Origin of the sequence: Amycolatopsis sp. A133 (assembly GCF_031082405.1) — a bacterium.
Taxonomy (GTDB): domain Bacteria; phylum Actinomycetota; class Actinomycetes; order Mycobacteriales; family Pseudonocardiaceae; genus Amycolatopsis.
Genome location: NZ_JAVHJU010000076.1, coordinates 255,808 through 277,324 on the forward strand (window position 1 = coordinate 255,808; position 21,517 = coordinate 277,324).

Below are 21,517 nucleotides of genomic sequence, written 5' to 3' on the forward strand. Positions count from 1 at the left end.
TCGGGCACGATCGCCGACGAACGTCCCTTCCCCGCCCCGGTTCCCGGCCGCCGCGTGCCGATGATGGCGGGGTGGAGCACGTTCTCGACGCCGTCGCCGCGGCCGGAACCCCGCTGGTCCTGCTCACCGGATTCGCGGGCACCGGCCGCACCACCCTGCTCGCCCGCCTCGGCGAACGCCGCGAAGCCGAAGGCCGGCACGTCTCGGCGCTGAGGTTCACCTCGGACGGCGACGTCGTCCCGGCCCGCTTCGCCGTTTCTCCGGACGGCGGTGGCGCGAGTTCGGCGACCCGCCTGCGCGGCCCCGTACGCGGCGAGCCCGCGTGGGCGACGATCGGCCCGGTCGACGGCGCGGCCGACGACCCGGCGGTGGCACTGCGCGCCGCCCGCGCGGCCGCCGCGGCCCTGCGCCGCACGGGCGACGGCACCGTCCTGCTGCTCGACGACCTGCAGTGGATCGACCGGAACTCGCTGGCGGTGCTGGAGGCGCTGGTCCGGATGGCGGCCGGGCCGACGCTGACGTGCGTCGGCGCGCTGCGGGTTCCGCCGGAGCCGGGCACGGTCACCCGGGCCGCGGCCCGGTACGGGCCGGAGGTGCTGGTCCGGCTCCGGGCGGAGAACCTGGTGACCACCCTGCGCCTGCCGCCGTTGACCGGGACGGCGCTGGCCGGCCGGCTGCGCGAAACGTTGCGGGCCACCCCCGACGCGGCGCTCGCCGAGCACGTGCGCGCGCTGAGCCGTGGGGTGCCGGCGGCCGTGACCGATGCGCTGGCGGAGCTGCGGCGGCGTGGCGCGATCCGGGTGGTGGACCGGACCGCGTACCTCGTGCCCGCCACGCCGGCCGGGGAGCCGGGGCCTTCCGGGGAGTACGTCCGGGTGGTGCGCGAACTGGGCGCCGAGGCGTGGGACGCGGCGAAGGCGATGGCGCTGCTGAGCCCGCTCGGCCCGGCCGCGCCCCGGCTCGCCGCTCAGGCGCTGGGCACGAGCGCGGAAGAAGTGCTGCGGCGCCTGGACGTCCTGCGCGCGGCGGGGATCCTGCACCGCGGAAAGGCGGGCTGGCGGTTCCCCGTTCCGCTGCTGGCGAGCGCGCTGGCGGCGGCCTGCGGGCCGTACGAACGCCGGGCGCTGGCCGCGGGCGCCGTCGAAGCCCTGTGGGACGGCAGCGCGACCTGCGCCGACGCGGGCCACCGGGCGGACTTGCTCGCCGGCGCGGGCCGCCTGGTCGATCCGGCGCGGGCGGCGGCCGAGCTCGTCCGCCACGCCGCCGCGGCCGGGGAGCCCGGGGCGGCACTGCGCCGGCTCACCGCCGCGGCCGGGCTCGCGAACGACCGGGCACAGCGCGCGGAGGTGCTCGTGGCGCTCGCGGCGGCCCACCACCGGCACGGCGGCCACGAGGCGGGCCTGCGCACCATCCGGCTCGCCTTCGCCGAAGGGGCCGACGGGTTCGAGGCGGGCGCGCTGTTCCTGCACGGGCTCAACGGAACCGGCGACCTCGCGGCGGTGCGCGCCATCGCCGACGGCCACGAGCAGCCTCCTGGCGACCCCGCCGCCCACACCGCACTCAGGGCGCTCGCGTGCGCGCTGCTCGATCGCTGGCCTGAAGCGGAGAGGTGGGCCGACGCGGCCGGTTCCGCGGACCGGACCCGGGGTTCGGCGGAAACCACGGACCGGGCAGGAGCCCCCGGCGACCCCCCGCAACAGCCACCAATTCCGATCGAAGCCGCCGACCTCAGCCCGCGGCCGCAGGCGGTGGCCGTGCAGCTGATCCGGACGCTCGGTGCCCTCTGGCAAGGCCGGGCCGAACCGTTCGAGCGCAGTCTCCGCGAACGGGACCGGTGGCCCGATGTCGCCGGCCGGCGCGCCGGTCACCGGGAAGCGCACCTCACCGGATTGCTCGTCAACGGCGAACTGCGGCGCGCCGAACGGCTGCTGACCGAGGAACACGCTGCCTGGCCCGATACCGGCGCCGCGAACCGGACGATGGCCGCGGTCCTGCGCGGGGACTTCCGGGACGCCGCCGAACTCGCCTGCCGCAGCGTCGCACGCCGGTCGGTGCCCGGGTCCGGCGCCGCGACGGCCGGGATGGTGCACGCCGCCGTCTCCGCGCTCGTCCGCCAAGGCCGGCTCACCACCGCGCGCGAGCTGCTGACCGCGGCCGCCGAGACCCCTTCGGTGCTCGCCCACCTGCCCGCCTTCGCCGAGGCGCAGCTCGACCGCGCCCTCGGTGACGCCCGCGGCGCCGCCGGCCGGCTCACGGCCGCGCTGGCCGCCGCCGCCGATCGCGGTTTGGTGGCCGGCTGCGACGACGCCTACGCGGAGCTGGCCGACCTCGCCCTCGACGCGGGTGACCGGGCGACGGCCCAGCGCTGCCTGGTGGCCGCCGAGCGGCTGGCGCGGACGCTGCCCACCGGCCGTGCCGCGGTGGCCGCGCGGTTCACCCGGGCGGTGGTGACGCACGATCCCGCCGCGGCCGCCGACTGCCTCGCGCTGGCGCGAGACCGCGGTCAGCCCTTCGAGCTGCCGGTCGTGCTCGCCCGGCTGGTCAAGCACGGGGTCGCCGAGCCGGCTCTGCTCGGCGAGGCCTACGAGCTGATGGGCGGAACCGGGGACCTGCTGCACCGCGCGAAAACCCGCACCCTCATGCGGGAGCACGGCGTCGTCGTCCCCGGCCGCCGGAACACCGTCGCCGAGAACGAACGGCTGCTCGCCACCCTCGCCGCGGAAGGGCTGAGCAACAAGCAGATCGCCGCGGCGCTGCGCACGAGCGAGAAGAGCGTCGAAGGCCGGCTGAGCCGGCTGTTCACCCGCAGCGGGTACCGCTCCCGCATCGAGCTGTCCACCGCCATCGTCAACGGCGAGCTCGCCCCGTTGCGGGAGAACAGCGTTTCGCAGCGCAAGCCCGGCCGGCCGGGGTGACGCCGGCGGGGAGCCTCACCCGGAGGCTCCCCGCCGTGCAGTGGTTCAGAGCGAGCCGACGACCTCGGCCACCGTCACGCCGATCGGCGTGCTCGCGCGGCCGGTGGACTGGCCGATTCGGCGGCGAGTTCGCGGTTCGACCAGGCGACGTCCCCGGCGAGCTCGTAAGTCTCGCCTTCGTGGCCCTCGCCGGTGAGCCCGGCGGCCGCGGCCGCCGCGTAGTCCGCCCGGGTGGAGCTGGCGACGCGGCTCAAGCCGGCTGCGCCAGTTCCCGGACCGCGTCCGCGAGCAGCCGCATCGACGCGGGCGAGCCCGGGTTCAGCAGCACGTCCACGCCGTGCGGGGGCAGGGCGACGGCGAGTTCCTCGACCGTGACGTCCAGCCAGCGGACGGCGTCCCCGACCCGGGCGCGGTGGCCGTGGGCGGTGGCCACCTGGACCGACGGCACGCCGTCGGGAGCCGGCCGCACCAGCGCGGTGCCGTCCCCGGCCGTGGCGATGCCGAGGACGGTGTCGCGCAGCACCACCGGCAGCCGGTCCGCGACGTCCTCGCCGCCGGCCAGCGCGCGCAGCACCGCGTCCACCGGGTCGAGCGGGGAGTCCGGCGAGCTGGGCCGGTAGTGCGGGTTGGGGTGGAAGCGGCTGGGCGTCCCCGTTTCGTCGACGAGCCACGCGCCCAGCACCACGTGCTCCGGCACCGATTCCTGCCCGTCCAGGGTGAACGCGGGGTCGAACAGCAGCAGCAGCTCGCCGGCCACGCTCACACCTGCCCGTCCGGCGCGGCGTCGACGCCGGGCACCCGGCCGAACCGGTGCGCCTGCGCCGACGGGACCGGGGCCGGCGCCCGGGTGCCGCGGTCGGTGAACGTGCGCAACGCGGCCCGGACGAGGTCGTCGCGGCCGGTGGCCGTTCCGGCTTCGGCGGGCGCCAGCTCGCGCACCAGGATCCGGCCGCGCTGCGCTCCGGCCGGCTCGACGGCTTCGAGGACCTTGAAGCCCGTGCCGGGCGGGAACACGACGCGGTCGGCGACGCCGTCGTCCTCGGGCTCGAGCGACGCCGTCAGCCGCCCGGTGAGCGACCAGACCACCAGGTCGGTCGAGCCGCCGCCGACCGGACCGAGACAGGTGCGCGTGTGGAAGAACCCCCACTCGCGCAGCACGGTGCCCGGTTCGAGCAGCGACCACACCGGCGAGCCCGGGTCGAGCACCGTCGCGGTCGCCTTGCGGTGCCCGGGCAGCTTCTGCAGGCCCGCGGCCACGCACCGGCCGAAGTCGAGGTGCGGCCCGGCGGTGCCGGCCCGCAGCGCCGCGTCGACGTCCGGGTCGGCCGAGGCCAGGTAGAGCCCGGTGGCGACGGCCGCGGTCAGTGCGCTCTCGGGCACGGGGCGACCGGGTGAGAACCGGCGCATGACGGCGCCGACGCGGTCCGACAACGCGTCGAAAGCGGCCTCGCGGTCCGTGCGCACCACGGCGCGGTCCGCACGGAACCCCTCCGGCAGCGGCCAGGCGCGCACTTCCGGCGTGGGCTGCGCGGCCACGGTCTCGGCGTACGCGGGCCGCGGCGCGGGCAGGGTCGCGACGGCGGGGTAGCGGATCTTCGTGGTGACGGCCACGGCGTCGTCGTCCGGGGCCGGCCGCGCGCCGACCGCGGACCGGCGCTCCGGCGCGACGGCCACGGACCCCGCGGTCTGCCGTTGCAGCAGCCTCGACAGCCGGGGCAGCGGGGTCAGCGGCCGGGTCAGGTCGGCGCCGAAGGGCACCGGCGGCGAGCCGACCGGGGTGCTGACCGGGACCGGCCGGACCGCGGCCCGGTCCTTGTCCGGCAGCGGGCCGAGCACCCGGGCCACGAGGTCGTCGTCGGCGGGGTCGTGGAACACCAGGAGCGCGGCCGGGTCGGGCGGGGTGGTGCGGATGTCGCCGGCCTGCCCGGATTCGTCCGGCGTGCGCACCCACAGCCCCGCCTGGACGACCTCGACGACCGCGAGGGACTCGTGCTGGTAGACGCCGGGCCGCAGCTCGGTCAGGCCGTCGCCGGGACGCCGCGCGCGCCGCACCCGCGGCACCGGTGCGTCGGCGCCGGGGTCGCGCCGGGGTCGGAACGCCAGCTGTTCGGCGAAGGTGCGGATGCCGTGGGACCCGTCTTCCCGCAGGGCGAACACCTCCGGCGCGTCGGGCCGGCCGGCCGGCAGGCCGCCGTGGCACACGACTTCTTCGCCGAGCGCGTCGGCCAGGGCCTGCCCGGGCGCGGCGGAACCGGCCCCGGCGAGCTCGCCGAAGCAGAAGAACCGGGTCCTGGCCCGGTTTTCCGGCGCGACGGTGGCCCACCACCGGACGACGTCGGTCAGCGGCAGCGGCGGTGTCCCGTGCGCGCCCAGCACGACGGTGAACTCCCGCGGCGAAACGGACAGCCAGCGGGTGAGCTTCGCGCGCCCGGCTTCCAGCCAGTCGTCGCGGCCGTCGGTGCGCAGCCACAGCCCGGCGGGCAGCGGTTCGGCCGTCGTGGTCTCCCCCACCCGGGCCGGAGTCGTGTTGGCCGGCTCTTCCCACTCCGGCACCGGGAACCGCCGCCCCCGCCACTCCGGCTCCTGATCCGGCGCGCACACCGCCCAGCCCCGGCCGGTGGACGGCGGCAGGAACACCACGCCGGTCGAGCCCGGCAGCGCACCGTCCGGGCAGAGCACGGGCTGACCGATCCGATCGGCGAGCCACTGCACGGCGTCCAGGGGCACTTCGCCGGTCTTCTCCGCGGGGAACAGCCGGACCGGGCACCGGTCGCCCGCGACGGCCGTCGCCAGGGCTTTCCAGTGCTCCGGCGGCGCATCGGCGGGGAAGTCCACCACGACGAGCGTCCGCCCGGCTTCGGCGGGCAGGGCCGACGCCAGCCGGCCGGCCTGCGCCGTCATGCCCGCGGGGCCGTGGACGACCAGCGCCTCGCCGACCCGCCGGGTGGACACGCCGGCCTTGCGCCGTCCGAAGCGCGGCACCTTGAGAAGCGACATCGGGTTCGCCTTCCTCTTCCGCCGCTCGCCGGCGGCTGACCACTGTGGACCGGTGTGCGGAGCGGGTCCGGCGGGACACCGTCCACTGTGACCCGCCCCGTGGGCCTCCGGTGGGCCCGGACGTCCGCGGCGGGCGTTCCTGCCGGGGATCCCTCACGAACTCCCGCCGGGGTTTCGGCGGGGCTCAGGCGCCGATGGCGTCGGGGTGGCGGCCCAGCCCCGACGTCGCCAGGCCGTAGCGGGTCCGGCACCCCGCCTTGGCGAAGAGGCGGGAAAGGTGCTTCTCCACCGTTTTTTCGCTCATCCGGATGGTGCGGGCGATCTGCCGGTTGGTCTGGCCGGTGCGGATCAGCTGCAGGATTTCCCGCTCCGTCACCGACAACGCCGCCGCCCGGCCGGTCGCGGTCGCGGTCGCGGGCTCGGGTTCGCGGGCCGTGCGGGCGGCGCCGCCGGCGCGGGTGTTCTCGTAGGCCTCCCGCAGCCAGCCGCGGGGGCGCCGGACGGCCGGCTCGCTCAGCAGCACCAGCTCGTGGTCGCCGCGCCGCCGCACCAGCCGCTCGGCCGTGCGGATCTCCGTCTCGTCGCCGGCGGCCAAGCCGCGGACCGCGGCCAGGACGCCGAACGAACGCGCCGAGTTGCGGTTCTCGTGGTAGTTCTCGGCCACGCCGACGACCACGCGGGCGGGTCCGGTGTCCTCGACGCGGCCGGCGAGCCAAGCCAGGCGCAGCAACAGCCGGGACGCCCCGAGTTCGTCGCGGGAGAAGGGGTGCGCCCGGAACGCGCGCCGCCCCACTTCGAACGCCTGCTCGGGTTCCTGCGCGTGGTGGCACAACCCGGCCTGCACCCAGGCTTTCAGGTGCGGGAAGTGCCCGTGCTCCGGCACTCGCGCGAGCCACCCGGCCGCCCGGGCGGTCTCGCCCCGCCAGCCGCACACCTCGGCCGCCAGCAGCCGCGCGTGTTCGCGGGCGAGCTCGTCGACGGCTTGGTACGACTCCAGTTCTTCGACCGCGGCCAGGGTTTCGGTCCAGCGCCCCTCGGCGTAGGCGGTGCGCACCCGGTGGTAGGCCGCCAACGGCCCGGCCGCCGGCACGCGGTAGTCCTCCCCCAGCACGGCGGCCAGCACCGGGACGAGGTCGCGCACGGCGCAGGCGTCGGCGAGCGGGGCGCCGTGCCGCCGCCCGGACCAGGCCGCCCGTCCGGGCGGGGCGGGGACGCCGAACCGCTGCCACACCGGCAGCAGCGCGGCGACGACATCGGCGGGCTCGACCCGCTCCCCGGCGAACCAGCGGTCGGCCGGCAGCAGCACCTCGCGAGCCGCACCGCTCCGCCCGAGCTCGGCGCGGACGCCGGCGGCCACGGGCTGTCCGGTGTGGACGGCGGCGAGCACGGCCGCGAGCGCGAGCCCGGCCCGCCAGTCCTGCGCGGCCTCGGCTTCGGGTTCGACGGCGAACGCGGCCCGCCCAACGGCAACCGCCACGGCCCGCGACGCCGGAGCCCCGAGCGCTCGCGCAACCTGCTCTCCATCGCCAAGCCCGTCCTGCGCGGCTTCGGGTTCGAGGGCGAACGCGGCCCGCCCAACGGCAACCGGACCGTCGTGCGCACCCTCGAAACCGCCCCGAACCTGCTCACCACCACCCGGCACGGCGCCCGCAACCCGCTCCCCCTCATCAGACCCGTCCTGCACCGCCTCGGCCACGAATTCAGCCATGGCCGGATAATCCGCCTCGCGAACCAAGTGCCGGACGAGCTCCGCCTGGCGGGCAATGCGCCCGGCGCCCGATGCGGTGTGCCACCAAGCGGCCCGCAGGTGGCCCGTCCGGAGCGGTGAACCGGGGCTGAGCGCGCTCGCCGCGGTCCGCAGCAGCTCGGCGAACTCCGGGCGGCGCGGGACGGCCGGTCCGGCCGCGGCGAGCTGCCTCGCCAGCACGTCCTCGCGGGGGCCGGTTTCGAGCAGCCGTGCGACGATCTCCCGGTGCAGCCGTTGGCGGGCACCGCTTCCCGCCGCCTCGGCCACCGCCGCGGCGAAGGCGGGGACGCGGCAGCGGAGGGTCCCGGCCGGGTCGCACTCGAGGAGGCCGGCCGCGACCAGCGCGTCGACCGCCTGCCCCGCCCGCGCGCCGGGGGCGGCCGCGTACCGGAGGTCTTCGGCGGCCAAGCCGCCCGGTTCCGAGGCGAGCAGCACGATCCGGCGGCCCACCTCCCCGAAGGGGGCGAGCACCGCGAACGCCGGGTGCGCCGCCGGCAGGGTGATCGGTCGCGCCGGCCCGGTCAGCCGGGCGAAGCCGTCCACCGTCTCCCACTGCCCGCGCTCGCGCAGGCCGGCGATCGTCGAGACCACCGCTCCCGGGTTGCCCCACAGCGGGCCGAGCGCCTGCCGGACCGCCGTCTCGGCGGCGGGGGTGACCGGCGCCTTTCCCTGGCGCCGCACCAGGCTCGCGGCTTCGTCCGGCAGCAGCGGCCCGAGTTCGACCACCCGCGGGAACGCGGGGCCGAGCGGGGCCGTGGCCGACGCGAGCACGGCGTGCCCGGCGCGGTGCACCGGGGCCGCCGCGAGTGCCGGCTCGTCCAGGCGGTCGACGTCGTCGAAGACGACGGTCACCGGCGCGGTGGCGCTCAGCCTGGTGAACAGCGTGCTCATCGCGTGCAGCAGGCAGAACCGCGTCCACGGGTCGGCGTAACCGTCCTCTGTGCACAGCCGGCTGACCTCGTCCAGCGCGTCGGGGAGCCGGGGGTCGGCGTCGAAGCACTCGTACTGCTCGCGCACCGCCCCGAGCACCGCGCGGAAGCCGAACCGGTCCCACGCCGGTCCGTCCGCCGGTACCGGCACGTCCAGCACCGGCGTTCCCCGGGCCGCCAGGACGCGGCGGGCTTCCCGCAGCAGCGCGGTCTTCCCGCTGCCGGCCGGCCCGGATACCAGGACCGGGCCGGCGCCGCCCGCCTCGAGGACGGCGTCGAGTTCCGCTCGCCGCCCCACCAGCCCACCACGCCGACGCGTCATCACCCGTCCCCTTCGGTTCCGGTCCCGGGTCCGGTGCCCGGGCCGTCCGCCGCCACTCGCGGACCCTGCGAAATTCCACCAGGGCCGGCTCAACGAATTCTTCATCCGGGAAACGAAAAAACCCGCGCACGCGCAAGTCCCGGGCACCGGCAGGGCCGGTGTCCGGGACGCGTTCAGGAAAGCGCTCTCTGTCCTAACTGGACACAGGACGGATCAGATGACCCCGGCCTGCACCGCGTAGGCCACCGCGTGCGGCCGGTTGCGCAGGTTGAGCCGGCTGGTCAGCTCGTAGATCACGTTTTTCACGGTGCGCTCGGAATAACAGAGCCGCCCGGCGATTTCGCCGGTGTCCAGCCCGTCCGCCATGAGCCGGAGCACGTCCACTTCACGCGCGGTCAGCCCCGCCGCGCCCAAGCCGCGGGGGGTGAGCACCTCGTGCTGCAGCCGCCGGACGCTGTCGAGCAGCCGGCCCAGCAGGTCCGGTGGCAGCACCCCGCGGCCGGACGCGGCGGCGATCACGGCTTCGACGAGCGCCTCCCCCGTGGTCCGGCTGCGCGGCAGCACCACCACGACCCGGCACTCGACCGCGTTCAGCACGTCGTTGTCGCGCAGCTCGTCGATCAGCAGCACCTTCGGCACCGCGGCCTGGCTCTCCGCGCGCAGTTCGGCGGCGACCTGCGGTGTCATCCGCTCGGCCTGGACCACCAGCACGTCCCGCTCGGTCAGCTCGGCGCGCTCGACGACGCGGACCTGCCCGCACGTGCGCAGGTAGCTGGTCAGTCCCAGCTGCGTGATCGAGTCGGCCGCCTGGACCCCCACTCGCACCGGTTCCACTTCGGACCTCCACGATCGGCGACGACCCGGCGGGTCGTCGGTTCTGCGGTTCTGCGGTTCTGCGGTTCTGCCTGGTTCGCCGCCACGGGGGCGGCCGCGATCGGTCAGATCACGCCGGCGCGCATGGCGTAGGCGACGGCGTGGGAACGGGAGTTCAGCCGGAGCCGGGCCATCATGCCGTAGAGCACGTTCTTGACGGTGCCCTCGGAGTAGGTGAGCCGATCGGCGATCTCGTCGGTCTGGTAGCCCTCGGCGATCAGCTGGAGGACATCGCGCTCGCGGGTCTCGATCCCCGACAGCGTCAGGCCCGCCGGGGCGAGCACCTGCGAACGCAGCTGGCTGATCTGGTCCAGCAGCACGCCTTGCAGCCGGTACGGCATGAGGGCGGCGCCCCGGCTCACCGCGGTGATCGCGGTCGCCAGCGTCCCCTCCTTGAGCTCGCGGCGCGTCAGCAGCGCCGAGGCCCCGCACTCGACGACGGGCAGGAGGTCCTCGGCCCGGAACCGCTCGGCCACCAGCACGGCGCGCGGCCCCGTGCCACCGGCGCGGAAGCGGCGGAGGCGGGCGAACGCGCTCGTGCCGACGGCCCCGTCCACGACCACCACCAGCACGTCCGGCGGGCGCTCCGGGTCCTCCGGCACGAGCCGGAGCTTCTCGTGCCCGCGCAGCATGGCTTCGACGCCCGCCGCGCTGATCTCGTCGGTCGCGTGCACCAGGACCTCGACCACACCCACGCCACCGCTCCCTTCGGACTGTTCCGGCTTCGGCACCGAGCGTGGCCGGTACTCCTTCACAAACCCTCTATTCGCCGCAACGAACCCCGTCGCCGCTGGTCGAAGCGGTGAAGGTCTGTTTTGAACAGTTCAGTTCAAAACAACGGCAGGCCGGTGGCGGGGGGTGGCGGGCCGGCCGTGCGGCGCAAGCCCGCCGCACGGCCGCCTCAGGATTCGCCGGGAACCGTGATCCAGCTGCCCGGCGCCTCGGGGATGGCGATGCCGGACAGGTTCCGGGGACCGAGGAGCGTGGCCACCTTGTCCTTCCACTCGCCCTGGTCGCGCGCGGCGTCCTCCTGCTGCACCTGCGCGAAGCGGAGGATGCCCTCGGTGTCGATCAGGAAGGTGCCCCGCCGGGCGACGCCGGCGGCGTCGTCGAAGGTGCCGTAGGTGGTCGCGACCTCGCCGTGCGGCCAGAAGTCGGACAGCAGGGGGAACGGGTACCCCTGCTGCTCGGCCCACGCCTTGAGGCAGAACGGGGAGTCCACCGACACCCCGATCACCTGGACGTCGTAGCGGTGGTAGAGCTCCATCTCGTCCCGCAGCTGGCACAGCTCACCCCGGCAGATCGGGGTGAACGCGCGCGGGTAGTAGACGAGCAGAACGTTCTTGTCCCCCGCGAAGGAGGACAGCGTGACGGGCTCCAGCTGGTTGCTGTCGAGCGTGAAATCCGGAGCTCGGGTGCCGATCCTGATTCCCACTGGCGTCGCCTTTCCCCACCCGTGGCGGGCTGCTATTCCGCCGCGTCGGCGGCGGCCATGGACTTGCGGACCGCTTCGACGTCGACCGCGCGGGCCTGGCGGATGACGTCGTTCAGCGTTTCTTCGCTCAGCGAACCCTCGTGCGTGAAGATGAGGGCGCCGCCGCGCATCACGGCGATCGTCGGGATCGACTTGACGTTGAACGCGGCGCCGAGTTCGGGCTGCGTGTCGGTGTCGAGCGAGGCGAACACGACGTCCCCGGAATTGTTTTCCGCGGTCGCGTGGAACACGCTGGTGAACGCCTTGCACGGGGTGCACCAATCCGCCGACAGGTGGATGACGATCACGCCGTCCGACTCGGTCAGCTCGGCGAACTTGGCCACGTCGAGCGCGACGATCCCGGATTCTTCCTCGGCCATCGGCCGTCCTTTCTTCGCTCAGTGGGTAGTGCGGGCGCGGATCGCACCGCCTACGTCATCGACGGCTGGGCGACCTGCTCGACCTTCTTCATGACGTGCTCGATCAGTCCCAGCAGGGTTTCCTTGACCTCGTCGCGCTCCCGCGCGTCGCAGCGGAAGATCGGCACGGCAGGGTCGATCGCCATGGCCCGCCGGACGTGCTCGAGCGGGTGGTGGAGGATGCCGTCGAACGTGTTCACCCCCACGACGTAGGGGATGTTGCGGTTCTCGAAGAAGTCGATCGACGAGAACGCGTCGGCGAGCCGGCGGGTGTCGGCCAGGACGACGGCGCCGATCGAGCCGCGGACCAGGCTGTCCCACATGAACCAGAACCGCTCCTGCCCCGGGGTGCCGAACAGGTACAGCAGCAGCTCGTCGTCGAGGGCCACCCGGCCGAAGTCCATCGCGACCGTGGTCTTGCCCTTGTAGGGCAGGCGCTCGGTGTCGTCGAGCTTCCCGCTGGCCACCGTCATCATCGCCTCGGTGGTGAGCGGCTTGATGTCGGAGACCGCGCCCACGAACGTCGTCTTCCCCACGCCGAAGCCGCCGGCCACGACGATCTTCGAGGTCGTCATGGAGTTCTTGGCGGAGCCCCCGACCCTGTGCTTGGTCATCTGAGTCCCTTTCCGATGCAGGAAGCTAGTTCGCCCGGGTACCGGCGGCGGCCGTGGTGGGCTCCGCTTCGTTCGTCCGCAGCTCCGGGGTCAGCATGTGACCGAACCGGTCCACCAGCAGCGCCATCTCGTAGGCGATCTGGCCGATGTCGTAGCCGGGGTCGGCGAGGATCGACAGGCACGAGCCGTCGCTGATCGCCATCAGCAGCATGGTGCCCGCGTCCATCTCCACGATGGTTTCGTTGACGTTGCCCGCCTCGAAGCAGCGAGCCGCGCCCTCGGTCAGGCTCACCAAGCCGCAGGCGACCGCCGCGAGCTGGTCGGCCCGGTCTTCCGGGAGTGTGCTCGACGACGCGATGAGCAGGCCGTCCGAAGACACCGCGACACCGTGCGCGACGCCGGGCACGCGCTCCACGAAGTCGTTGATGAGCCACGCGTACTCGTTCAGGGACTCGTCGTTTTCGACCATGACAGCTCTCCGTTCAGCAATTGCTATTTTTCGATTTCGAGAATGGTCCAGCCACCGGTGTGCCCGGTCCCGCGGAGGCGGGCCTCCTGCTCCTTGGCCTTCTGCACGCCCTGCTGGTAGCTGGACAGCCGGCGCCGGGTGTGCGTCGCGTCGCGTTCGATCGGTTTCGGCGTCCGGGCCGGCTCCGCCGCCGCACCGGCGTCCGCGCGGCCGGCGAACAGGTGCTCGCCCTTCTTGCGCAGCGGCAGACCGTCCTCGGTGTAGGTGTAGTCCTGCTCGTGCTGCGACTTCTCCACCATTTCCCACGCCCGGTCCGCCGTCGATCGCCAGTTCTGCGCCGTCCCGTCGTCCGCCGTCCCGGAACCGCCGGCCGGCCCTTTCTCCCGCAGCCGCGTCCGGCTGCGCGCCTCGAACCAGCGCGACGCCGTGCGCGGCGCCGACGGCGGTGTGGTGCCCGCCGGCGCGGCGGGCCGGTTGGGCACCCGGGTCGGCAGCTCGCCGGGCACGTCGGAATGGGCCTGGGCCACGAGGTCGGTGGAGCTCAGCCCGGTCCCCGGCCGGCGCGGGGCGCTGCCCTTCTTCCGCTCGTGCCACGCCGAGGGCCGCCGCGCCTGCGCGCCTTCGGCGGCCGGCGCGTCCTGGCGCCGCACCGTGGTGGTCACCGGGACCACCGGGTGGCCGCGCCCGGTGAGGCGCGACGAGCCGCCGGCGGGAGCGGGCCGGGACCCGGACCGCCGGAGGCCGCCTGCCGGGTTGCGGCCGACGTCGCCGGGCAGGGTGGCGCGGACCGCGTCTTCGTTCACCAGCGCCGAACTCGGCACGGAGACCAGGGCCGAGACCCCTTCGACGTCGTCACCGCCGAACAGCTCGACGCGGAACCCGTGGCGGCCGGCGAGCCGCCCGACCACGAGCAGCCCGAGCCGGCGCGACCGGGCGATCTCCGCGGACCCGAGCTTCCGCAGCTGCTCGTTCGTGTCGCGGATGTCGTCGTCGGACATCCCGATGCCGTTGTCGATCACCCCGATCGACAGGCCGTGGTGGCGGGCCAGTTCCGCCTTGACGGTGACCGGCTTGTCCGGCGGCGAGAACGACGTCGCGTTGTCGAGCAGCTCGGCCACGATGCGGATGAGGTCACCCGCCGCCGTGTTCGACACCCGGACCGACGGCGTGGAGAGCAACCGGACCCGCTGGTAGCTGTCGATCTCGGAGATCGAAGCCCGCAGCAGGTCCTCGACCGGCACCGGCTCCTTCGTCTTGCGCACCAGTTCGGTGCCCGAGAGCACGAGGATGTTCTCGTTGTTCCGGCGCATCCGCATGACGAGGTGGTCGAGCTGGTAGAAGCGGTTGAGGTCCGAAGGGGACCGGTTGTCGCGTTCGAGCCCCTCGATGATCTGCAGCTGGCGCAGCAGCAGGGTCTGGGTGCGGCGGAACATGTTCACGAACACCTCCGCGTAGCCGGCGCGGATTTCGGCGTGGTCCTGGGCCAGCCGGACGGCGTCGGTGCAGACCCGCTCGACGTTGGCGGCCAGGCCGGCCAGCCGCTCGTCCAGCACGGCGGGCAGCCGCAGCCCGCTGCCGTCGGCGTCCCGGCCCGCCACGACGTCCGCGACGAGTTCCGGCAGCTGCTGCCGCCCGAGCAGGTCGAGCTCCCGGTTCAGGTTCTCCAGTTCTTCGCGCCGCCGTCGCGCTTCCGAGAAGACCAGCGCACCGGCCACCAGCGCCCCGGCCGCGAGCACCAGACCGGCCACCCGCGGCCACCAGGCCGGCCACACCAGGCTGACCGCGACGAAGGCCGCCGAGGCGGCCAGCGCCGTGCAGAGGACGGCGAACCGCGCCAGCAACGGCTCGGGGCCGCGTCTCCGTATCGCATCGGTGTTCATCGTTCCTCCGTCGGAAAGGGCGGGTCAGGACAGCCGGGACAGTCCTCTGTGGACCCGCCGGAGTAGTTCGAGGGACGGCAGGCCGTCCACGGTGGGCGGCGCGGTGCTGTGCACGCGGAGGAACCCCCGCTCGATCCCCTCGCCGATGATCAGCTGGGTCAGGTCGATCGGTGCCCCGATCGCCACCGCGATCTCCGCGACCGACTGCGGCACCGCGCAGGTCCGGTACACCCGCCGCTGGTCGGCGCTGAGCGACTTCAGCGGCAGCGTGGCGTACGGCTGCACCGTCTCGATCATCGTCTCCAGCCCCAGGTCGGCTCCGGCCTTGGCCGGCCTGCCGGCCCCCAGGTACGGGCGGACCAGCGCGGAGGGGTCCACCTCGAGCGTGAAGTCGGCCTCCGCCCCGTCCTCGCCGGGCGGCGAGATCCGGCACACCTCCCGGATCTCGAACTCCTCCGCCGGCTCCTCGGGCAGGTGGATGGGCACGACCGCGGTCATCACCTCCACCACGATCGGCCGCTTGCCGCCGGCCCCCGGTTCGTCCGACGCGCCGCGGTCGCGGAAGTCGTGGTCGGCCCACTCGCCGTAGTCCGACCAGCCGCCGAAGCGCACCGGCTCCCCCGCGGCCGGGAGCCGCCCGGGTGATCTCCCCGCCGCCGCGGCCGCCACCGCCCGGTCCTCCCCCGTCATCGGCCCGCCACCGGTTCTCCCGTCGACGGCGCCACGCCGGCCGACGGGTCGTGCCCGCCGGAGGAGCCCATCTCCATGCCGCTCATCGGTTCCGGCGCCGGCGCCGGGCCGCTCGAGGGCGGCGGCGCGGCCGACCACGCGGTGGCGAAGTCCTTCTCCGGCACCGGCGCGCTGATCGTCCGCGGCGTTTCGCGGTAGGGCAGCGGGACGACGACGGAGCGGTAGTCCGGGGAATCGGCGGTCATGATGGACAACCCCGTGGTGAGCGAGGAGAAGTTCGGTGACTGCTGGATGGCGAGCGCGGCCGCGGCGGCCAGCGCGACGAGGGAGAAGATCCCCAAGACGTTGGGTCGCATGCAGTCGTCCTTTCGGCTTCGGCTTCGGTCGGGCTAGACGCGGAGGAACTCGGGCCGCGGGTCCGGCTTCGGTTTCGGGGTCACGGGTCCGGGTGCCGCCGGTACCGGCGGGGCCGCCGCGCCCAGCGGCGCCTTGTCCGTGAAGGTCTTGGCGTAGTTGAGCACCGCCGCCGAGTTGTCGAAGCCGATCACCCCGACCAGGGTGTCGTCGCGGTAGTAGCCGGTCAGCGAGTGGCCGCCCGGGGTCGTGGGGTCCATCGGCTCCCGCTTGCTCCCGACGGCGGGCATGCCCGCCGCCTGGATGCGCAGCCCGTGCTGCTCGGACCAGAACCGCGGCACCGGCGTGAACGGCGTGGCCGAACCGCGCCCGCTCAGCAGGTTCTCCGCCGCCGCCCGGCCCATCTCGATCGCGTTCGTCCAGTGCTCGACGCGCCGCGGCTTCGTGTCGAACCGCAGGTTCGGCCAGCTGGCGACGTCGCCGGCGGCGACCACGTCCTCCAGCCCGGCCACGTGGCAGGTCGCTTCGCACACGACGCCGTTGTCCAGCACGGCCCCCGAGTCGCGCAGCCACGAGACCGCGGGCACCGAGCCGGCCGCGGCGACCACAAAAGCCGCGTCCAGCTGCCGTCCGTTGGACAGCCGCAGCTGCACCTTCGACCCGCCGGCCGCCCACTGCTCGACCCGCGTGCCCAGCTGCAGCTGGACGCGGTGGCGGCGGTGCAGCTCGGTCAGCCGCTGCGCGTGCCCGGCGTCGAGCAGGTTTCCCATCAACAGCTTGGAAGTGCCGATGAGCACGACGCTGTGGCCGAGGGAGCGGATGCTGGAGGCGGCCTCGCAGCCGATGAACCCGGTGCCGACCACCGCGATCGGGTCGCGGGCGCCGGTGAGGGCCTGGCGCAGGCGTTTGCTGTCGGCGATGGTGCGCAGCACCGCAACGCGGGAACCGGCTCGCATCGCGCCGGGCAGCCGGCGGGCTTCGACGCCGCTGGCGATGATCAGCCCGTCGTACTCGAGCTCTTCACCGCCGGGCAGGTGCACCACGCGCCGCTGCGGGTCCAGCTGGGACACCACGGTGTTCAGCCGCCACAGGGCGTCGAGGTCGTGGGTCGGCGCGGTGATGACCTCCTTGAGGCCGAGCTCGCCGGTCAGGAACTGCTTGGTCAGCGCCGGCCGGTAGACCGGCATCGTCGACTCCGCGCCGACGATGACGATCTCCCCGTCGAACCCCAGTTCGCGCAGCCGCTCGGCGGCGCACATGCCGGCCAGCCCGGCTCCGACGATCACGATGCGGGGCAGCTCACTCACGGTGGTTCGTCCCTTCCAGTTGGATGGCCCGCATCGGGCACGCCCGGGCCGCGGAGATGACGTCGAGGTTCCGCGCCAGCTCGGGCTGCTGCCGGTAGGCGAGCCTGCCGTCCTCGCGCAGCTGGAAGACGTCCGGCGCCTCCGCCTGGCAGAAGCCGTAGCGGTGGCAGCGCTGGTTGTCGACGCTGATCTTCAGCGGCGCCGACTTGCCCACCTGCTTCGGCGCGACGGTGGCCGCGTCGCCGATCAGGCCGATCTTCACCAGCACGGGCACCGGCAGGAACCGGGCCGTGGTCAGGGCGATCACCGGGGCCAGGACGGTGATCCCGGCCAGCCACACCAGCTGGAAGTTGCCGTTGGCCCACGCGCCCCACCAGGAGTGCGCCACCCCGAGGGCGATGGCCGCGTACGCGGTCTGGTGGAGGCGCAGCCAGTTGCGGTAGCGGATGAACCGGTGCATCCCCGCGGTGACGACGATGGCCACCATCAGCTCGAAGGACAGGATGCCGATGCCGTGGCGGACGTAGCCGTTGAGGAACGGGATAAGCACCTGGGTGCCCACGACGACCTGCTCGTCGAGGAAGAGCATGCCGAACCCGTGCACGGCGGCGGTGGCGAGGGTGAACGACGCCAGCATGACGTGCCCGGTGCGCAGGGCCTGGTGGCCGGTGATGCGCCGGATCCACCCGGTGGCGGTCAGGATGCCCCAGCACAGCGTCAGGCACATGGACAGGTAGGCCAGGCGCGCGGACATCGCGACCACGGACCGCACCCCAGCGTCGTTCGAGGTGTACCCGGCGGCCAGCACCGCGTCGGGCGCGCTCGCGAAGAAACCGGTCATTCGAGTGCTGCTTCCTCTTCCGCCGCTTCCGCGGTCTTGCGGGAGGCGAGCCGGACGACCACCAACGTCCCGAACGCCGCGACCAGGGCCAGCCCGACCCCGGTGACGATCTCGGTGGTCGTCGGCGTGGCCTGGTAGGGCGCGTCCGTTCCGGCGTGCACGGCGACCGAGTCGGAGTCGGCCAGCCCGGTGCTCTCCAGCAGCGCCATGTGCCGGGCGACGTACTCGGTGGCCACCTGGGCCAGCGAGCGGACCACGTCGTTCTGGGTGGTCGCCCGGACCGTGGCGACCTTCATGTAGACCGAGCCGTGCGCGGCCCGGGTGAGCCGGACGTAGAGCCGGTCGCGTTCGTCGCCGCGGGCCGCCTCGATCTCCCGCCGCCAGCTGTCCTGCTGCGGCGTCGCGGCTTCGGGCAGCTGGACGTTGAGGCGCGCGGCGGCTTTCTCGTTGTCGGCGTTGAGCACGTGGTGCTCGCGGGCCAGCTGCGCGGCCACCGCCCGGACCTTCGGGTTCGCGCTCTCCCCGGCCACCAGCTCACTGGTGGGCGCTTCCCAGAAGCCCGCCTGCGAAACGGCGACGAGCACCGCGATGTCGGCCGGGTACAGCGGCCCGAAGGGAGCGTCCATGTTGGTGCGCTTCTGGTCTTCCCGGCCGGGCACCGCGGGGTTGTAGCCGGAGGTGGCGGAGATCCCGCAGGAGGAAACCGCCCCCAGCACCGCAACGGCGGCCAGCAGCCGGGCGACCCGGCCGCGCCGGGGCCCGGAGCCGGCCGGCGGCACGGCTGCGGTGCGACGGGGAATCATGGCTGCGCACTCCCTTCCGGTGTGCCGTACCCGAGCCGTGCAGGCCACGGACTCGGTGTGCCCATTACGCACCTTCACCGGATCGGGTGGAAGGGTGCGGTGGCACGGTGGGCGAGTTCGTCGAACGCCAGTGCCCTCAAGGGCACGGGGCCCGCTCCGGCCGGGAAAACGGGCCGTCCGACGGTGTTTTCGGGAAGCCGGCGGCCAAGGACAGCACCGTCCGCCGAGGACACGCCGGGGTCGCGGTTCCGCGGCCGGGTTTCAGGGGCGGCGCAAGCGGGACCCGGGGTGCCAGAACTCCCCGAAGGCACTGGTGATTTTCAGCTCCGCCTGCTCCCGGCACGCGCCGGGCCAGATCTGGACCAGTGCCGCCGCGCGCGGCAGCGAGCCGGCGCCCGGGCGGCGGCCCGGCTCGGCGGGTTCCTTGACGTGGTAACGAACGCGGTAGTCCCCCGGTCCGCCGGGCAGCAGCGGCAAGTCGCTCACCAGCGCGCGCGACCAGTCCAGCAGCGCGGGGGCGCCGGTGGCCGAGGGGTAGCCGAACTCGATCGCGTCGTCGAAGTCGTCGAGGACACCCGCCGGTTCGGTGCGGTGGACCTCGATCGCGACGCACGCCCGGTTCGCCCGGGACGGCAGCTGCAGTTTCAGCTTGCCCGCCGACGCCGTGACCATTCCCGACCAGGTGGAAACGCGGTGGTTGATCAGGGAAGTGTGCTCGCTGAGGTAGAAGTACGGGTATTCGGCGTCGAGATCGCACTCCGTGCGACCGGGGTGGGTCGCCGGGCTTTCACTGGCAGACATGGAAATCGGTTCTACCGGCTCCGCGCCGGTGCGCGCGCGCAGCGCCGGCCGGCCGGGGACTTCCGTCAGTGCCTTCTGCCCGAAGGGCACCGTGTTCTGCGAATGGGGAGGCCGGAACTCAGGGCTGCATTTCTTCGAGCAGGGCGACGGCGGAACGCAATTGCCGTTCGGCGGTTCCCGGATCGCCGCGGTCGGCCGAGCGCAGCGCTTCCGCGGCCCGGGTCAGGCCGTCGGCGAGGTCGACGCAGCGGCGGGCCGGCGCCGCGGCGCCGGGGCGGAAACCGTTGCGCAGCAGGCTTTCGGCGTACCGGTCGAGCCGGGCCGCGAGTTCCAGGGCGGGAACCAGGCCCGCACCGGCCGTCCGGCCGGGATCTCCTGCTGTCACGATGCCCCACCTTAACCGTTGCGGTCGCTCAGGAGACCTGTCGACGAGGCCGGGTTTTCCGGACAACGTAGCACGCTCGCGCAACCGGCGGCCCGCGTCCGGGTGCCCGCTCCCGGGGTTCACGGCAGCCGCGCCGGGCCGTCCCGCAGCTCGCGGCGGCTGGAGATCCCGAGTTTCCGGTAGACGTTGGACAGGTGGAACTCGACGGTCCGCACCGCGAGGTAGAGCTTTTCGGCAATCTGCTTGTTGGCGTAGCCCGCGCGGGCCAGCTCGGCGATCTTCGCCTCCTGCGCGGTCAGCGCGCCCGGCTCGGCGGCGTGGGCGAGCTCGGCCAGCGCGGCCCGGACGTTCGCCGTGAGGCGTCCGTTGCCGATCTGCCGCGCCCATTCGCCGGCGCGGTCGAATTCCCGCTTCGCCGCGGCGTGGTCCCCCGCCGCCACCGAGCGCCGCCCGCGTTCGTACCCCGCGGCGGCGAGCACGACGCGGGACCGGGCGAGCTCGAGCAGGTCGATGGCGTCGTCGAGGAGCGCGGTGGTCGCCTCGGACCCGTCGACGACGGCGCGGACGTACAGCGCCCAGCCGACGTAGGCGGGAGAACCCCAGGCGAGCGCGGCTTCGTGTTCCTGCGCCGCCAAGGCGGCGGCGCGCTCAGCGTCCCCGGCGGAAGCGGCGGCCAGCGCGGCCAGGCCCCGGCGGTGCAGCACGGCGAAGTGCGCCGACAGCTCGGCAGCCGGCAACGGCAGGCAGTCCGCGTAGTCGCGGGCGGCTTCCGGGAACCGCCCGGCCACCAGGTGCGCCGAGCCGCGCGCGGCCAGCAGCAGCGGCCGGGTGCCGCGGGTGCCGCCCGGCCGGCCGGCGAAGCGGTGGGCGGCGAGCAGCGCGTCGGCGGCCTCGCCGGCACCGGCGGCGGCGAGCGCGTCGACGAGGAAAGGCACGGCGAGCCGGCGCACGAACGGCGTCTTCGCGGAGGACACGGAGGCGGCGAGCGCCGCGCGAGCCCCGCCGAGATCACCGGCGAGCCGGGTGTGCTGCGCCCGCAGCAGCGCCACGAGCTCGGCGGCGGGCCCGGCACAGGTGGTCTCGAGCCGCCGGAGCCGGGCGTCGGCGGCGACCAGTTCACCGGCGCACAGCAGCACGGTCACCGCGCGCCAGAGGCAGCGCACGTGCCGCAGGCAGGCTTCGTCATCGAAGGCGAGATCGGCGCACTGGACGGCGGTCGCCCGATCGGTCCCGCGCTCCAGCAGCGCGAGCGCCTCCCCGGCCGGGCACCGGCCATCGTGCGGCTCCGGCGGCCCGGGCCGGGCCGTGGCCGGGACGGCACGGTTGTCTCCCACACCCACCACCCCTCGAAAGCTCCGGCCGCACGGTACCGGTGGCGCTCTTCACGCCTGCGGCCCGGTGGATTGAGAAAGTCTGAAGACGCCTACTGGACGGTAGAGCCGAACCAGTGCCACCCCGGAACGCCGAGCCGCCCCGATTCCCCGCCGGGAGAGGCGGATCGGCGCCGGATCCGCCGCCTGACCGACCAGCCGAACGGAGCGCCGAGACATGCCCGCTGCCCCCGCCGGCCGAGCCGCCGACCACGCCGCACCTGCCTGCCGCGCCTTCGCGAGCCGAGCGGCCACCTGTATTTTCGGGAGCCGTGCTGCCGCCTGCCGGGCACCGCACCGGCGCAGCCGCACGAGCCGCACCACCGC

General features: G+C 74.4%; 20 protein-coding genes. 1 reads left to right on the top strand and 19 read right to left on the bottom strand.

Annotated features, from left to right (window positions below; genetic code table 11):
• The first annotated feature begins 71 nt into the window (after positions 1-71).
• Entirely contained in the window at positions 72-2,915 is a 2,844-nt protein-coding gene (locus tag Q5425_RS44790) for an AAA family ATPase (protein WP_308678553.1), read from the top strand.
• A gap of 74 nt (positions 2,916-2,989) precedes the next feature.
• Here the strand turns inward: Q5425_RS44790 and Q5425_RS44795 are convergent, their stop codons facing one another.
• The 19 genes from Q5425_RS44795 to Q5425_RS44885 all read right to left on the bottom strand — a co-directional run bounded on the left by Q5425_RS44795 (position 2,990) and on the right by Q5425_RS44885 (position 21,154).
• Entirely contained in the window at positions 2,990-3,169 is a 180-nt protein-coding gene (locus Q5425_RS44795) for a hypothetical protein (protein WP_308678554.1), read from the bottom strand.
• Entirely contained in the window at positions 3,166-3,672 is a 507-nt protein-coding gene (locus Q5425_RS44800) for a type VII secretion system-associated protein (protein ID WP_308678555.1), read from the bottom strand. The genes Q5425_RS44795 and Q5425_RS44800 overlap by 4 nt, the downstream gene beginning before the upstream one ends.
• Positions 3,673-3,674: 2 nt before the next feature.
• Entirely contained in the window at positions 3,675-5,912 is a 2,238-nt protein-coding gene (locus tag Q5425_RS44805) for a hypothetical protein (protein ID WP_308678556.1), read from the bottom strand.
• A gap of 184 nt (positions 5,913-6,096) precedes the next feature.
• Complete coding sequence (locus Q5425_RS44810; protein WP_308678557.1) at positions 6,097-8,910, bottom strand: AAA family ATPase; 2,814 nt, start codon at positions 8,908-8,910, stop codon at positions 6,097-6,099.
• A gap of 213 nt (positions 8,911-9,123) precedes the next feature.
• Positions 9,124-9,744 carry a response regulator transcription factor gene (locus Q5425_RS44815; RefSeq protein ID WP_308678559.1) on the bottom strand — a complete coding sequence of 207 codons (621 nt, stop codon included), beginning with the start codon at positions 9,742-9,744 and terminating at the stop codon, positions 9,124-9,126.
• Positions 9,745-9,848: 104 nt separating this feature from the next.
• The gene (locus Q5425_RS44820) at positions 9,849-10,478 is read right to left on the bottom strand and encodes a response regulator transcription factor (protein ID WP_308678560.1); all 630 of its coding nucleotides are present in this window, start codon (positions 10,476-10,478) and stop codon (positions 9,849-9,851) included.
• A gap of 206 nt (positions 10,479-10,684) precedes the next feature.
• Positions 10,685-11,218 (bottom strand): peroxiredoxin, encoded by a 534-nt coding sequence (locus tag Q5425_RS44825; RefSeq protein ID WP_308678562.1) that lies wholly within the window; start codon positions 11,216-11,218, stop codon positions 10,685-10,687.
• Positions 11,219-11,250: 32 nt separating this feature from the next.
• Positions 11,251-11,637: a thioredoxin family protein gene (locus tag Q5425_RS44830; protein WP_308678563.1), complete on the bottom strand. Its 387-nt coding sequence runs from the start codon at positions 11,635-11,637 to the stop codon at positions 11,251-11,253.
• Positions 11,638-11,687: 50 nt separating this feature from the next.
• Positions 11,688-12,251 carry an ATP/GTP-binding protein gene (locus tag Q5425_RS44835; protein ID WP_308678738.1) on the bottom strand — a complete coding sequence of 188 codons (564 nt, stop codon included), beginning with the start codon at positions 12,249-12,251 and terminating at the stop codon, positions 11,688-11,690.
• Between the two features lie 64 nt (positions 12,252-12,315).
• The gene (locus Q5425_RS44840; RefSeq protein WP_308678564.1) at positions 12,316-12,759 is read right to left on the bottom strand and encodes a roadblock/LC7 domain-containing protein; all 444 of its coding nucleotides are present in this window, start codon (positions 12,757-12,759) and stop codon (positions 12,316-12,318) included.
• Between the two features lie 23 nt (positions 12,760-12,782).
• Complete coding sequence (locus tag Q5425_RS44845) at positions 12,783-14,639, bottom strand: ATP-binding protein (protein WP_308678565.1); 1,857 nt, start codon at positions 14,637-14,639, stop codon at positions 12,783-12,785.
• A 24-nt stretch (positions 14,640-14,663) separates the two neighbouring features.
• Complete coding sequence (locus tag Q5425_RS44850; protein WP_308678566.1) at positions 14,664-15,329, bottom strand: DUF742 domain-containing protein; 666 nt, start codon at positions 15,327-15,329, stop codon at positions 14,664-14,666.
• On the bottom strand, positions 15,326-15,685 hold the full coding sequence (locus Q5425_RS44855; protein WP_308678567.1) for a hypothetical protein: 360 nt from the start codon (positions 15,683-15,685) through the stop codon (positions 15,326-15,328). The genes Q5425_RS44850 and Q5425_RS44855 overlap by 4 nt, the downstream gene beginning before the upstream one ends.
• Positions 15,686-15,718: 33 nt before the next feature.
• Positions 15,719-16,990 carry an FAD-dependent oxidoreductase gene (locus Q5425_RS44860; RefSeq protein WP_308678568.1) on the bottom strand — a complete coding sequence of 424 codons (1,272 nt, stop codon included), beginning with the start codon at positions 16,988-16,990 and terminating at the stop codon, positions 15,719-15,721.
• Positions 16,983-17,831, bottom strand: coding sequence for a 4Fe-4S domain-containing protein (locus Q5425_RS44865; protein ID WP_308678569.1), 849 nt, complete (start codon positions 17,829-17,831; stop codon positions 16,983-16,985). Before Q5425_RS44865 ends, Q5425_RS44860 begins: the two co-directional genes overlap by 8 nt.
• On the bottom strand, positions 17,828-18,634 hold the full coding sequence (locus Q5425_RS44870; RefSeq protein ID WP_308678570.1) for a DUF4142 domain-containing protein: 807 nt from the start codon (positions 18,632-18,634) through the stop codon (positions 17,828-17,830). The genes Q5425_RS44865 and Q5425_RS44870 overlap by 4 nt, the downstream gene beginning before the upstream one ends.
• Positions 18,635-18,895: 261 nt before the next feature.
• Positions 18,896-19,435 carry a hypothetical protein gene (locus tag Q5425_RS44875; protein ID WP_308678571.1) on the bottom strand — a complete coding sequence of 180 codons (540 nt, stop codon included), beginning with the start codon at positions 19,433-19,435 and terminating at the stop codon, positions 18,896-18,898.
• A gap of 118 nt (positions 19,436-19,553) precedes the next feature.
• Positions 19,554-19,820, bottom strand: coding sequence for a hypothetical protein (locus Q5425_RS44880; RefSeq protein ID WP_308678572.1), 267 nt, complete (start codon positions 19,818-19,820; stop codon positions 19,554-19,556).
• Positions 19,821-19,939: 119 nt separating this feature from the next.
• Positions 19,940-21,154 carry a helix-turn-helix transcriptional regulator gene (locus tag Q5425_RS44885; RefSeq protein WP_308678573.1) on the bottom strand — a complete coding sequence of 405 codons (1,215 nt, stop codon included), beginning with the start codon at positions 21,152-21,154 and terminating at the stop codon, positions 19,940-19,942.
• Positions 21,155-21,517 lie beyond the last annotated feature (363 nt).

Excerpts from the sequence above, each read along its gene's own strand:
- Q5425_RS44830 (WP_308678563.1), bottom strand. The coding sequence starts at position 11,637 with ATGGCCGAGGAAGAATCCGGGATCGTCGCGCTCGACGTGGCCAAGTTC.
- Q5425_RS44875 (WP_308678571.1), bottom strand. The coding sequence starts at position 19,435 with ATGTCTGCCAGTGAAAGCCCGGCGACCCACCCCGGTCGCACGGAGTGC.
- Q5425_RS44865 (WP_308678569.1), bottom strand. The coding sequence starts at position 17,831 with ATGACCGGTTTCTTCGCGAGCGCGCCCGACGCGGTGCTGGCCGCCGGG.
- Q5425_RS44810 (WP_308678557.1), bottom strand. The coding sequence starts at position 8,910 with ATGACGCGTCGGCGTGGTGGGCTGGTGGGGCGGCGAGCGGAACTCGAC.
- Q5425_RS44840 (WP_308678564.1), bottom strand. The coding sequence starts at position 12,759 with ATGGTCGAAAACGACGAGTCCCTGAACGAGTACGCGTGGCTCATCAAC.
- Q5425_RS44850 (WP_308678566.1), bottom strand. The coding sequence starts at position 15,329 with ATGACGGGGGAGGACCGGGCGGTGGCGGCCGCGGCGGCGGGGAGATCA.
- Q5425_RS44870 (WP_308678570.1), bottom strand. The coding sequence starts at position 18,634 with ATGATTCCCCGTCGCACCGCAGCCGTGCCGCCGGCCGGCTCCGGGCCC.
- Q5425_RS44835 (WP_308678738.1), bottom strand. The coding sequence starts at position 12,251 with ATGACGACCTCGAAGATCGTCGTGGCCGGCGGCTTCGGCGTGGGGAAG.
- Q5425_RS44805 (WP_308678556.1), bottom strand. The coding sequence starts at position 5,912 with ATGTCGCTTCTCAAGGTGCCGCGCTTCGGACGGCGCAAGGCCGGCGTG.
- Q5425_RS44845 (WP_308678565.1), bottom strand. The coding sequence starts at position 14,639 with ATGAACACCGATGCGATACGGAGACGCGGCCCCGAGCCGTTGCTGGCG.
- Q5425_RS44855 (WP_308678567.1), bottom strand. The coding sequence starts at position 15,685 with ATGCGACCCAACGTCTTGGGGATCTTCTCCCTCGTCGCGCTGGCCGCC.